11 protein-coding genes are annotated in these 12,349 nt (G+C 73.5%); 10 read left to right on the forward strand and 1 reads right to left on the reverse strand.

Going from position 1 to position 12,349, the window contains the following annotated elements; genetic code table 11:
* Positions 1 to 118 precede the first annotated feature (118 nt).
* The 6 genes from CG747_RS04780 (at position 119) to CG747_RS04805 (ending at position 6,008) form a co-directional block, all read left to right on the forward strand.
* A complete protein-coding gene (locus tag CG747_RS04780) occupies positions 119 to 1,711 on the forward strand; it encodes an ABC transporter substrate-binding protein (RefSeq protein ID WP_100600337.1) in 1,593 nt (530 codons plus the stop codon).
* A 38-nt stretch (positions 1,712 to 1,749) separates the two neighbouring features.
* A complete protein-coding gene (locus CG747_RS04785) occupies positions 1,750 to 2,706 on the forward strand; it encodes an ABC transporter permease (protein WP_374701741.1) in 957 nt (318 codons plus the stop codon).
* Positions 2,699 to 3,577 carry an ABC transporter permease gene (locus CG747_RS04790; protein ID WP_180985388.1) on the forward strand — a complete coding sequence of 293 codons (879 nt, stop codon included), beginning with the start codon at positions 2,699 to 2,701 and terminating at the stop codon, positions 3,575 to 3,577. Before CG747_RS04785 ends, CG747_RS04790 begins: the two co-directional genes overlap by 8 nt.
* A 200-nt stretch (positions 3,578 to 3,777) precedes the next feature.
* On the forward strand, positions 3,778 to 4,743 hold the full coding sequence (locus CG747_RS04795) for an ABC transporter ATP-binding protein (RefSeq protein WP_100600518.1): 966 nt from the start codon (positions 3,778 to 3,780) through the stop codon (positions 4,741 to 4,743).
* Positions 4,727 to 5,407 carry an ABC transporter ATP-binding protein gene (locus CG747_RS04800; RefSeq protein WP_100600338.1) on the forward strand — a complete coding sequence of 227 codons (681 nt, stop codon included), beginning with the start codon at positions 4,727 to 4,729 and terminating at the stop codon, positions 5,405 to 5,407. Before CG747_RS04795 ends, CG747_RS04800 begins: the two co-directional genes overlap by 17 nt.
* A gap of 124 nt (positions 5,408 to 5,531) precedes the next feature.
* Positions 5,532 to 6,008, forward strand: a complete 477-nt coding sequence (locus tag CG747_RS04805; protein WP_374701742.1) for an acyl-CoA thioesterase — start codon at positions 5,532 to 5,534, stop codon at positions 6,006 to 6,008.
* A gap of 204 nt (positions 6,009 to 6,212) precedes the next feature.
* Here the strand turns inward: CG747_RS04805 and CG747_RS04810 are convergent, their stop codons facing one another.
* Entirely contained in the window at positions 6,213 to 7,007 is a 795-nt protein-coding gene (locus tag CG747_RS04810; protein WP_100600339.1) for a DeoR/GlpR family DNA-binding transcription regulator, read from the reverse strand.
* 288 nt (positions 7,008 to 7,295) lie between these two features.
* Here CG747_RS04810 and CG747_RS04815 point away from each other — a divergent pair, with 288 nt between their 5' ends.
* Genes CG747_RS04815 through CG747_RS04830 form a run of 4 tightly spaced genes read left to right on the forward strand, consistent with a single transcriptional unit; the run spans position 7,296 to position 12,322 of the window.
* On the forward strand, positions 7,296 to 8,618 hold the full coding sequence (locus tag CG747_RS04815; RefSeq protein ID WP_100600340.1) for an MFS transporter: 1,323 nt from the start codon (positions 7,296 to 7,298) through the stop codon (positions 8,616 to 8,618).
* The gene (locus tag CG747_RS04820) at positions 8,618 to 10,195 is read left to right on the forward strand and encodes an FGGY-family carbohydrate kinase (protein ID WP_100600341.1); all 1,578 of its coding nucleotides are present in this window, start codon (positions 8,618 to 8,620) and stop codon (positions 10,193 to 10,195) included. Before CG747_RS04815 ends, CG747_RS04820 begins: the two co-directional genes overlap by 1 nt.
* Positions 10,188 to 11,699, forward strand: a complete 1,512-nt coding sequence (locus tag CG747_RS04825) for an FGGY-family carbohydrate kinase (RefSeq protein WP_100600342.1) — start codon at positions 10,188 to 10,190, stop codon at positions 11,697 to 11,699. The genes CG747_RS04820 and CG747_RS04825 overlap by 8 nt, the downstream gene beginning before the upstream one ends.
* The gene (locus CG747_RS04830; protein ID WP_100600343.1) at positions 11,696 to 12,322 is read left to right on the forward strand and encodes a histidine phosphatase family protein; all 627 of its coding nucleotides are present in this window, start codon (positions 11,696 to 11,698) and stop codon (positions 12,320 to 12,322) included. The genes CG747_RS04825 and CG747_RS04830 overlap by 4 nt, the downstream gene beginning before the upstream one ends.
* Positions 12,323 to 12,349 lie beyond the last annotated feature (27 nt).

Raw genomic sequence — 12,349 nt, forward strand, 5'->3', positions numbered from 1 at the left:
CAGCAGATCGGGGGCGTCCGGGACCGGTTCATGACCACACCTTTACGTACTGTTTAATGGCAACCGCACAATTGCGAGCGGTTCGCAACAGCAGTCGATCTTCAAGAGGTGTGTGGGCATGACGTCCCGGTCCGTACGGCGCGCGGCCGCCACCGCGCTGGCAGCCACGATGGCGCTCACCGCGGCGGCCTGCGCCGCGCCGGACGAGGGCCGGGGCGGCGGGCCCACGGACACCGCGGTCGTCGGCATCGCCTACGAGCCCGAGACGCTCAGCCCACTCCTGGGCTACGGCAAGGACGGCAACTCCAAGATCTTCGACGGGCTGCTCACCCACGACGCCGACATGCGCCTGAAGCCCGCGCTGGCCGCCGCCCTGCCCAAGGTCACCGACGGCGGGAAGACCTACACCTTCACCCTCCGCCCGGGCGTGACGTTCAGCGACGGCAAGCCCTTCACCGCCGGCGACGTGGTCTTCACCTACGAGACCATCCTCGACGAGCAGACCAACAACGCCTCCAAGGCCGAGCTGGACGCCCTCGACACGGTCGAGAAGAAGGACGACCGGACCGTCGTCTTCCACCTGAAGTACCCCTACGCCCCGTTCGCCGAGCGCACCGTCCTGCCCATCGCCCCCGCACACCTCGCGGGCAAACAGGACGTCAACACCGGGTCGTTCACCACCCACCCCGTCGGCACCGGCCCGTACGTCCTCACCAAGTGGTCCAAGGGCGAGAAGCTCACCTTCACCGCCAACCCCCACTACTGGGGCGGCGCACCCAAGGTGAAGCACCTCACCATGGCCGTCATCAAGGACGACGACATCCGCGCCACCCGCCTGCGCTCCGGCGACCTCGACGGCGCCATCCTGCCGCCCGAACTCGCCGCCACCTTCAAGGCCGACAAGGGCCGCAGGACCGTCGCCGCCAAGACCTTCGACTACCGCAACGTCACCCTGCCCAGCGCCAACCCGGTCACCGGCGACCGCACCGTACGCCGGGCACTGGACCTCGCCGTCGACCGCCAGGCCATGGTCAAGGGCATCCTCAGCGGCGCCGGCAAGCCCGCCTACGGGCCGGTGCCGACCGACAGCCCCTGGTTCGCCAAGGGCACCGAACGCCCGCACGACCTCGCCAAGGCCCAGCAGCTCCTCGACGAGGCGGGCTGGAAGAAGGGCCCCGACGGCGTCCGCGCCAAGGACGGGCAACGCGCCTCCTTCACCCTCTGGTACCTCTCCGGCGACAAACTCCGCCAGGAACACGCCCTGGCCTTCGCCTCGGACGCCAAGAAGGCCGGCATCGAGGCCAAGGTCGAGTCCGGCACCTGGGAGGCCATCGAGCCCAACATGAAGCGGGACGCGGTCCTCGCCGGCGGCGGCAGCCCCGCCGACCCCGACTTCGACCAGTACCTGCTGCTGCACTCCTCACTCGCCGGCGACGGCTTCAACAACATGTCCAGGTACGCCAACAAGACCGTCGACGACCAACTCGTCACGGCCCGCCGCACCGACGACCACCAGGCCCGCAAGGCCGCCTACGACACCGTCCAGCGCGAACTGGCCAAGGACCCCGCCTACATCTTCCTCACCCACGTCGACCACCTCTACGTCGTCGACGACCGCTGGCGGGACCTGACCACCCAGGTCGAACCGCACGACCACGGCCTGGCCTCCGGCCCCTGGTGGAACGTCGAGGACTGGCAGCCCGCGAAGTGACCGCGCCGACCTCGCTGCCCTGGGGGCCGATGGCACGGATGACGGCACGGCGGGCCCTGACCGCAGTGCCGGTGCTGCTCGCCGTCACCCTCGGAGTGTTCGCGATCGCCGCCGCCTCGCCCTTCGACCCGGTACGCGCCTACGCCGGCACCGCCGGACTCACCGCCTCCCAGGAGAACCTCGACCAGCTCCGGCACAACCTCGGCGTCGACCGGCCGCTGCTCACCCGCTGGTGGGACTGGCTGACCGGCGCCCTCACCGGCGACCTCGGCGACTCCGCGAGCCTGCGCGCCCCGGTCTCCCAGGTCATCGGCGAACGCCTCGGCTGGTCGGTGCTGCTGTGCGCACTGGCCTTCGCGCTCGCCGTGGCCGCCGGCACCGTCCTCGGCGTCCTGGCCGCCCGGCGCCGCGGCGGCGCCTTCGACCGCGCCGTCACCTCCGCCGCCTACATCCTGGAAGCCGCCCCGCCGTACTGGCTCGGACTGCTCGCCGTCTGGCTGGGCGCCCTCAAACTCGGCGTGCTGCCGGCCGGCGGCCTCACCGACACCGGCAGCGACCTCGCCACCCCCGACCAGATCGCCCGCCACCTCGTACTGCCCGCACTGGTGCTCGCCGTCTCCCAACTCCCGTGGTTCGTCCTGTACGTCCGGCAGGGCGTCGGCGACGCACTGGAGGAGGACCCCGTCCGCGGCGCCCGGGCCCGCGGCCTACGGGAGCGCACCGTGCTCCTCCAGCACGCGCTGCGCTCCGGCCTGCTGCCCGTACTGACCCTGATCGGCTCCCGGGTGCCCGAACTCATCACCGGCGCCCTGCTGGTGGAGACCGTCTTCAGCTGGCCGGGCATCGCCGCCGCCACCGTCCAGGCCGCCACCAGCGTGGACTTCCCGCTGCTCGCCGCCCTCACCGCACTCGCCACCGCCGCCGTCCTCGCCGGCAACCTGCTGTCCGACCTGCTCTACGGGTTGGCCGATCCGAGGGTGGGATTCGATGGCTAGCGCCACCACGTCCGCCGCGAAGCCGCGGACCCGGCGCGGCGCCGGCCCGCGGCGCGCCCTGCGCCTGCGGGTCTGCGCCGGAGTCCTGGCCGTCATCGTCCTCGCCGTCGTCCTGGTCCCCCTGCTGTTCCCGCTGGACCGGCAGGCCGTGGACCTCGCCGCCAAGCTCCTGCCGCCGTCCGCCGCCCACCCGTTCGGCACCGACGAGGTCGGCCGCGACCTGCTGCTCCGCTGCGTCTACGGACTGCGGGTCTCGCTGCTGGTCGGGGTGGTCGCCGCACTGGCCGCCACGGTCCTCGGCACCGCCGTCGGCGCCCTGGCCGGGGCGCTCGGCGGCTGGGCCGACCGCACCGTGATGCGCCTGGTCGACCTCTTCTCCTCCGTGCCGCACCTCCTGCTCGGCATCTTCATCGTGGCCGTGTTCCGGCCCGGCGTCTGGCCGGTGATCGTCTCGGTGGCGGTGACGCACTGGCTGTCCACCGCCCGGATCGTCCGCGCCGAGGTGCTCTCGCTGCGCTCCCGGCCCTACCTCGACGCCGCACTCACCGGCGGCGCCTCCCGCCTGCGGGTGACGGTCCGCCACCTCCTGCCGGCCGTGCTGCCGCAGGCCGGACTCGCCGCCGTCCTGATGGTGCCGCACGCCATCTGGCACGAGTCCGCACTGTCCTTCCTCGGTCTCGGCCTGCCCGCCCACGAGGCGAGCCTGGGCATCATGGCCAACGCCGCCCGCAGCTCCCTGCTGGCCGGCGACTGGTGGCCCACCCTCTTCCCGGGCCTGTTCCTCATCGTCCCCACCCTCGCCGTCGCCGGCCTGGCCGGCGCCTGGCGGGAGCGGCTCAACCCGCGCCGCCGATCGGAGCTGACCCTGTGACCGCCCACGGGACCGCGGCGGGGGCCGCCCGCCCCACACCCGACCCGACGCCCGACGGGACCCCTGACGGAACCCCTGACGGGACCCCTGACGGGACCCCTGACGGGACCCCTGACGGAACCCCTGACGGAACCCCTGACGGAACCGCCACCGCCGACCGCCCCCTCCTCGCCGTCCGCGGGCTGACCGTCCGCTTCCGGATGCCCGGCGGCCGGTCCGTCGCCGCGGTCACCGACGCCGCCTTCGACCTGGCGCCGGGCGAGTGCCTGGTCCTCGTGGGCGAGAGCGGCTGCGGCAAGTCCGTCCTCGCCTCGGCCCTGCTCGGCCTGCTGCCCGGCAACGCCGAGGCCACCGGCACCGCGCTGATGGCCGACGCCCACGGCGAGACCGAACTGCTCACCGCCCCCGAGGCCGAACTGGCCCGGACCGTCCGCGGCCGCCGGATCGGGCTGATCCCGCAGAGCCCCGCCGCCCACCTCACCCCCGTCCGCACCGTCCGCTCCCAACTGGAGGAAACCGTAAGGGAGTTGAACGGCGTGCCGCGCGGCCCCGCCCTGCGGACGGCCGCCGAACGGGCCGCCGAACGCGCCGCCTTCCCGCCCGGCCACCTCGACCGCCACCCGCACCAACTCTCCGGCGGCCTGGCCCAGCGCGCCGCCACCGCCCTCGCCCTGGCCGGCGACGCCCCCCTGCTGCTCGCCGACGAACCCACCACCGGCCTCGACCGCGACCTCGTCGACCGCACCGTCGACGAACTGCGCCGGCACCTCGCCGCCGCACCGCCCGGACCCGCCGGGAACGACACCGGCCGCGCCCTTCTGATGATCACCCATGACCTGGCGGCGGCCGAGCGGATCGCCGACCGGGTCGCCGTGATGTACGCCGGACAGATCGTCGAACTCGCCGACGCCCGAAGGTTCTTCGGCACCCCCGGCCCGCGGCACCCCTACGCCCGCGGCCTGCTGGACGCCCTGCCCGACCGCGCCTTCACTCCCATCCCCGGGATGCCGCCCGAACTCGGCGACCTGCCGCCCGGCTGCGCCTTCGCGGCCCGCTGCGACCGCGCCACCGCGACCTGCGCGACGCTCCCCGCGCCGCGCGACGGCGTCGCCTGCCACCACCCCGGGCCGCCGGAGAGGGAGACCGACCGTGCTGGAACTGCGTGACATCACCGCCGGATACGACCGCCGCGCCCCCGTCGTCCGCGGCGCGTCGCTGACCCTCGCCCCCGGCGAGGCGGTCGGCCTGCTCGGCCCCAGCGGCTGCGGCAAGTCCACCCTGGCCAGGGTCGCGGCCCTGCTGCACCGGCCGGACGCCGGCACCGTGGTCCTGGACGGCACACCCGCCCAGGGCTGGCGCCACCGCGCGCCCCGCGAGCAGCGCACCGCCTTCGGCGTCCTCTTCCAGCAGCCCCGCCTCTCCGCCGACCCCCGCCTGCGGCTCGCCGACGTGATCGCCGAGCCGCTCCGCGCCACCGGGAGAAAGGCCGAAGTGCCGTCCCGGCTCGCGGAGTTGGCGCCCCTCGTCGGCCTCGGTGACGAGCTGCTCACCCGCCGCCCGCACGAGGTCAGCGACGGCCAGCTGCAACGCGCCTGCCTGGCCCGCGCGCTGGTGCTCCGCCCCCGCTGGCTGATCTGCGACGAGATGACCGCGATGCTGGACGCCTCCACGACCGCCGCACTCGTCGCCGTCGTCGAGTCCTACCGCCGGGAGAGCGGCGCCGGACTGCTCGCGGTCGGCCACGACCGCACGCTGCTGGCACGCTGGTGCGACCGCACCGTCGGCTGGGCGGAGCTGGGCGCGGCAACTGGAATGCCCGGCGCGGCCTGAGCGTTCAGCCCTACGATGGTCCGTCGTGACGCACGGGACGTACATGGCGTACGGGGTGCACGGGGTGCACGGGGTGCACAGGACTTTCGGGTAGACAGGAGCGATCGTGACCGAAGTGACGCAGGTGGCGGCCGGGACGGGTGCCGAAGAGACGCACGTGACGGCCGAGACGGGTGCGGACGCCCCCTTCGCCGTGCCGATCACGGTCCGGGGCTATGAGACCGACACCCAGGGCCACCTCAACCAGAGCGTCTACCTCCAGTACGCCGAGCACGCCCGCTGGTCCGCCCTGCAGGCCGCCGGCATTCCGCAGAGCGCGATGCTGGCTCAGGGCATCGGCCCGGTCGCTCTCGAAACCACCATCCGGTACCTGCGGGAACTCCGCGCCGGCGACGAGGTCGAGGTCAGCTGCCGGTTCGTCTGGGGCGAGCGGAAGACCTTCGTGATCGAGCAGACCGTGCGCCGCACCGACGGCACCCCCGCCGCCGAGATCAGCGCCGTCTGCGGAATCCTGGACCTCACCGCCCGCCGACTCGTGCACGACCCCCGTACGGCCCTGCGGGAACTCGCCTCCGACGCCAAGGCGCTGGGGCTCGGGTAGCCGTTTGAGGCAGGCGCTTGAGGCAGGCGCTCGGGGTGGCCCCTGGGGGGTGGGCGAACGGATCCCCTAGGGGGAGCGGACGCCCCCTCGGGGCCACAACGCGCGGATGGGAGCGAATATTCCGGAGGCCCCGCGCCCTTCAGCGCAGCCGCCCCGCCTCACGCAGCACGGCCACCCCGCCCCCCTCACCCCAGCTGCCCCGCCTCACCCCTCGCGCGCCCCGCGGGTCGGTACCACCGTCACCTCCGTGCCGGCCGCCCGCACCGCCCGCACCTGCTCCACGGGCAGCCCGTCGTCGGTGATCAGCAGGTCGAAGTCGGTGAGCGGCGCCAGCGCGTACAGCCCGTCCTTGCTGAACTTGGTGTGGTCGGCGACCAGTACCCGGCGTGCCGCGCTCTCCATCATCGCCCGCTTGACCTGCACCGTCTCCGGCGAGGTGTGGTAGCAGCGGCCCTTGGCGACGGCCGTGGTCGACAGGAACAGCACATCCGCCCGGTAGGCCCGGACCGCGTCCGCGGTGTGCAGCCCCATGAACGCGTCGTACGCCGGGAAGTACGCCCCGCCCAGCGTGATCAGCGAGATCCCCGGCTCCTGGGCGAGCGTGGTGGTCGCCGGCAGCGAGTTGGTGATCACGGTCAGCGGCGCGTGCTCGGGCGTCTGGTGCGCCAGCATCAGACAGGTGGTGCTGTCGTCGAGCAGCACCGTCTGCCCCGGCACCAGCAGTGCCGCCGCGGCCCGCGCCAACAGCTGCTTGGTCGCCGCCATCGTCGCCATCCGCTCCGCGACCGTGCCGTGGAACTGCGCCGACGGCAGCCCCGTCGCCCCGCCCCGCACCTTCCGCAGCCAGCCCTGCGCCTGGAGCGCGTCCAGATCCCGGTGGGCGGTCATCAGGCTGATCCCGAACTCCGCGGCCAGCTCCGAAGTCCGTACGAACCCGCGGGCGATCACCTTCTCCCGGATCCGCCGCCGCCGTTCCTCCTGGGCCTCGACCCGGTCCATCGCCCCGTTCCCTCCGGTTCGCGCCGCGGTCACCCACGTGAAGGCGCCGCGTGATGTTCACACGAAGGTAACGCGGCGCACGCGGCTCAGGTGCCCGCCGTATGCGGTGCCGCCCCGATGCACCACGGCAGATCCCCGCCCCGATGGGAAGATTCCGGCCACCCTTGACGCCCCTTTTACGCGAGCGATTGCATCACCGCGTCGTCCACCGGCCCCCGCGGATCCCGCCACCCCCTCCGCCGGCCCGGACCCACCCGCATCCGTCCCGCCGCAAAAAGGGGAGCTTCGATGACGAACCCTCCACTGCCCGCGCCCCGCGCGCTCCTGGCCCGCCTCGGCATCCCACCGACCCTCGCCTGGGGCTACCTAGGGCTGCTCCTCTTCATGATCGGCGACGGCGTCGAGTCCGGATACCTCTCGCCGTACCTCATCGACCGCGGCATCCCCGAATCCCGGGTCGCCCTGCTCTTCACGGTCTACGGCATTGCCGCGGGCATCGCCGCCTGGCTCTCCGGCGTCCTCTCCGACCTGTGGGGCCCCCGCCGCGTGATGGGCGCAGGCCTGGCCGTCTGGGCCCTCTTCCAACTGCTCTTCCTCACCGCGGCCCTCCCTCTCACCAGCTACCCCCTGATGCTCCTCGGCTACGGCCTGCGCGGCCTGGGCTACCCGCTCTTCGCCTACGGATTCCTCGTCTGGATCGCCGGCGTCGCGCCGCGCGCCCGACTCGGCACCGCCATGGGCTGGTTCTGGTTCGCCTTCACCGGCGGACTGCCCACCCTCGGCTCCCTGGTCGCCAGCGGCCTGATCCCGCGCATCGGCGCCTACGCCACCCTCTGGGCGGCACTGGCCCTGGTCGCCGCCGGCGGCCTGATCGCGCTGCTGCTGGTCCGCGACGAACACGGCGCCCGCCGCCCCAGGACCGCGGGGGAGGGGCCACTGGCCACCCTCGTCGGCAGCGTCACCGTCCTCTGGCGCAACCCCCGGGTCGGCGTCGGCGCCCTCGTCCGGGTCGTCAACACCGCCTCCCAGTTCGGCTTCTTCGTCATCCTGCCGGTGCACTTCACCAAGACCGTGGGCTTCACCCTCACCCAGTGGCTGCACCTGCTCAGCGCGATGTTCGCCACCAACATCTTCGCCAACCTGCTCTTCGGCGTCGTCGGCGACCGCATCGGCTGGCGCCGCACCATCGCCTGGTGCGGCGGCGCGGGCTGCACCCTGAGCACCCTCCTCCTCTACTACGTCCCCACCACCGCCGGCCCGAACTTCCCGCTCGCCCTCCTGGTCGCCGCGTTCTACGGCGCTACTCTGGCGGGATACGTACCGATATCAGCGTTGATGCCCTCTCTGGAGCCGCGGCACAAGGGACAGGCACTGGCGGCCCTCAACCTCGGCGCCGGCGCCAGCACCTTCGTCGGACCCGCCGTCGTCGCGGCCTTCGTCGGGCCACTCGGCGTCGAAGGGGTGGTCTGGATCTTCGCGGGGATGTACGCGGTGAGCTGCGCCCTCACCCTCTTCCTGAAACTCCCGCACGGGTCGGAACCGGCACCGGCCGGCCACGACGCCGCCGCGCCGCACACCACCCCCGGCCTCGGCGTGAAAGGAACCCGCTGATGTCCGTACTCACCATCGACGCCGGCACCACCGTCATCAAGTCGGTCGTCTTCGACGACCAGGGCCACGAGATCGCCGTCTCCCGCGTCGCCACCGAAGTGCTCCGCCCCCACCCCGGCTGGGCCGAACAGGACATGGACGCCGTCTGGCAGGCCGTCGTCCGCACCGTCCGCGACGTCCTCACCGACCTGACCGACCCGGTCCGGCTGGTCGCCTTCACCGCCCAGGGCGACGGCGCCTGGCTCGTCGACGACCACGGCCGACCCACCGGCCCGGCCATCCTGTGGTCCGACGGCCGCGCCGGCGACCTGCTCACCACCTGGCAGCGCGACGGCCTCCTCGAAGCCGCCTTCCGCCGCAACGGCTCACTGACCTGCGCCGGCATGCCCAACGCCCTCTTCGCCTGGCTCGCCGCCCACGACCCGGACCGACTCGCCCGCTCCACCACCTCGCTCACCGCCGCCGGCTGGCTCTTCCTCCGCCTCACCGGCATCCGCGCCACCGACGAATCCGACGCCTCCGCACCCTTCCTCGACCACACCACCGGCGCCTACGACCCCGCCATCCTCGAACTCTTCGGCCTCACCGCCCACGCCCGACTCCTGCCCACCGTCCTCGCCGAGGACCAGCGCACCGCCGAACTCACCACCGACGCCGCCGACCAACTCGGCCTGCCCGCCCGCCTCCCCGTCGTCATGGCCCCCTACGACATCGCCGCCACCGCCCGCGGCGTCGGCGTCGTCAACCCCGGCCAGGCATGCAGCATCCTCGGCACCACCCTGTGCACCGAAATCGTCCGCACCGGCATCGACACCACCGGCGAACCCTCCGGCATCAACATCGCCTACCGCGGCCGCGAACGCGTCCTCCGCGCCTTCCCCACCCTCAACGGCGCCGAAGTCCTCGGCTGGGCCGCCCGCCTCCTCCACCTGCCCGGCCCACCCGAACTCTCCCGACTCGCCTTCTCCTCGGAACCCGGCGCCCGCGGACTGATGTTCCTGCCCTACCTGTCACCGGCCGGCGAACGCGCCCCGTTCCTCGACCCCGGCGCCCGCGGCTCCTTCTGGGGCCTGACCCTCGAACACACCCCCGCCGACCTGGCCCGCGCCGTCTTCGACGGACTCTCCCTCGTCCTGCGCGACTCCCTGGCCGCCGCCCGCACCGACATCACCGAACTCCGCCTGTGCGGCGGCGGCGCCAACAGCGACGCCTGGTGCGCCCTGATCGCCGACGCCACCGGCGTGCCCACCGCCCGCTCCGGCGACACCGAGATCGGCGCCAAGGGCGCCTTCCTCACCGGACTGGTCCGCACCGGCGCCGTCAGCAGCATGCACCGCGCCGCCGACACCTACGTCCACATGCAGCACCGCTGGCAACCCGACCCGGAACGCGCCGCGTTCTACGCCGCCCTCCACCAGGACTTCCTCACATGGCGCGGCCTCGCCCGGAACGCCGGCTGGCGCACCACCGCCACCTGGCGCCCGAACCCCGCCACCCACAACACCCTCACCACCCGCCGCACCGACCCCACGCACCACCCCGCCGAGAACCCCGCCCCAGGAGGCATCCGTGTCTGACCCGCACGCCCCCGGACCCACCGGCCCAGGCCCCGACGGCATCTGGCTCGGCCTCGACCTCGGCACCCAGAGCGCCCGCTGCCTCGCCGTCGACGGCACCGGAACCCTCCTCGCCACCGCGGCCCGCCCGCTCACCAGCCGGCGCACCGGCAACCGCCACGAACAGGACCCCGACCAGTGGTGGACCGCACTCGCCGAAGCCTGCCGCGAAGCGCTCGCCGGACTCGACACCGCCCGGATCCGGGGACTGGCGATCGACGGCACCTCCGGCACCCTCCTCCTCACCGACACCCACGGCACCCCCCGCACCCCCGGCCTCATGTACGACGACGGCCGCGCCACCGACCAGACCGAACCGGTCAACACCGCCGGCGCACCCGTCTGGCAGGAACTCGGCTACCGCACCATGCCCCCCTCCTGGGCCCTGCCCAAACTCCGCTGGCTCCTCGACCACGACCCCACCCTCCGCACCGGCTCCCGACTCCTCCACCAAGTCGACCTGATCACCTGGAAACTGGCCGGCCGCCAACTCCCCAGCGACACCAGCCACGCCCTCAAAACCGGCTACCACCTCATCGACGACCGCTGGCCGCACGACGTCATGGACCACCTCGGCATCCCCACCGACCTGCTCCCCGACGTCGTCCGCCCCGGCACCGTCCTCGGCACCGTCGCCCCCTCGGCCGCCGACGCCACCGGCATCCCCGCCGGCACCGCCATCGTCGCCGGCATGACCGACGGCTGCGCCGCACAGATCGGCGCCGGCGCCCTCACCCCCGGCGCCTGGAACGCCGTCCTCGGCACCACCCTCGTCCTCAAAGGCAGCAGCGACCACCTCGTCCGCGACCCCGCAGGCGTCGTCTACTGCCACCGCGGACCCGGCGACACCTGGCTCCCCGGCGGCGCCTCCAGCAGCGGCGCCGGCGTCATCTCCCAGTACTTCCACGGCGAGAACCTCGACGTCCTCACCGGCCAGGCCGCCGCCCTCGACCCCGACGCCGTCGCCTACCCCCTGGTCTCCACCGGCGGCGAACGCTTCCCCTTCCACGCCCCCGAAGCCGAACCCTTCATCCTCGGCGACACCCCCACCCGCGCCACCGCCTTCCACGCCTACCTCCTCGGCGTCGCCTGCCTCGAACGCCTCTGCTTCGACTACCTCGACCACCTCGGCGCCCCCACCGACGGCCCCCTCACCTACACCGGCGGCGGCGCCCGCAACACCTACTGGTGCCGCCTGCGCGCCGAAGTCCTCGGCCGCACCGTCCACCTCCCCGAACACGCCGAAGGCGCCCTCGGCATGGCCGTCCTCGCCGCCACCTCCACCGGCACCCCCCTCACCGAGACCGCCACCGCCATGGTCCGCCCCGGCACCGAGATCCGCCCGGACCCCGACCGCACCGCCCGCTACCTCCCCGTCTACCACCGCTTCGTCGACGAACTCACCCGCCGCGGCTGGCTCGCCCCCACCGTCGCCGACCACGCCCTCAGGAGGGCCGCCCAGTGACCGACTTCCTCCTCGTCCGCCACGGCGAGACCGTCTGGCACGCGGAGAACCGCTACGCCGGCCGCTCCGACGTCCCCCTCACCGACCGCGGCCGCGAACAGGCCCACACCCTCGCCCACTGGGCCGCCACCGCCGACCTCACCGCCATCTGGACCTCCCCCCTGACCCGCGCCCGCCTCACCGCCGCCCCCGCCGCCGACGCCTGCGGCCTCACCCCCCACATCGACGAACGCCTCTACGAACTCGACTTCGGCCAGGGCGAGGGCCTCACCCGCGACGAAATGCGGCAACGCTTCCCGCACCGCGTCACCGCCTTCCTCGCCGACCCCGCCGACCACCACCTCCCCGGCGGCGAACACCCCCGCCACGCCGCGGAACGCGCCGCCGCCTGCCTCACCGACATCGCCCACGACCAGCCCCACGGCCGGATCCTCGTGGTCGCCCACTCCACCCTCATCCGGGTCCTGCTCTGCCACCTCCTCGGCATCCCCCTCGCCGAATACCGCCGCACCTTCCCCCAACTCCACAACGGCGCCCTCACCGAAATCCGCCTCGAACACGGCCGCACCGCCCTCCTCCGCCTCAACGCCCCCGCCCTCGCCCCCACCCCCGCCCTGCACTGACCCGCCACCACCCCGGCAACCCAGGAG

The organism is Streptomyces sp. CB02959, from assembly GCF_002803155.1.
Classification (GTDB): domain Bacteria; phylum Actinomycetota; class Actinomycetes; order Streptomycetales; family Streptomycetaceae; genus Streptomyces.

What these genes read in the sequence shown, in the direction of transcription:
- CG747_RS04815 (WP_100600340.1), top strand. Translation starts at nt 7,296, where the DNA reads ATGACGAACCCTCCACTGCCCGCGCCCCGCGCGCTCCTGGCCCGCCTC.
- CG747_RS04810 (WP_100600339.1), bottom strand. Translation starts at nt 7,007, where the DNA reads ATGGACCGGGTCGAGGCCCAGGAGGAACGGCGGCGGCGGATCCGGGAG.
- CG747_RS04820 (WP_100600341.1), top strand. Translation starts at nt 8,618, where the DNA reads ATGTCCGTACTCACCATCGACGCCGGCACCACCGTCATCAAGTCGGTC.
- CG747_RS04790 (WP_180985388.1), top strand. Translation starts at nt 2,699, where the DNA reads ATGGCTAGCGCCACCACGTCCGCCGCGAAGCCGCGGACCCGGCGCGGC.
- CG747_RS04795 (WP_100600518.1), top strand. Translation starts at nt 3,778, where the DNA reads ATGCCCGGCGGCCGGTCCGTCGCCGCGGTCACCGACGCCGCCTTCGAC.
- CG747_RS04780 (WP_100600337.1), top strand. Translation starts at nt 119, where the DNA reads ATGACGTCCCGGTCCGTACGGCGCGCGGCCGCCACCGCGCTGGCAGCC.
- CG747_RS04785 (WP_374701741.1), top strand. Translation starts at nt 1,750, where the DNA reads ATGACGGCACGGCGGGCCCTGACCGCAGTGCCGGTGCTGCTCGCCGTC.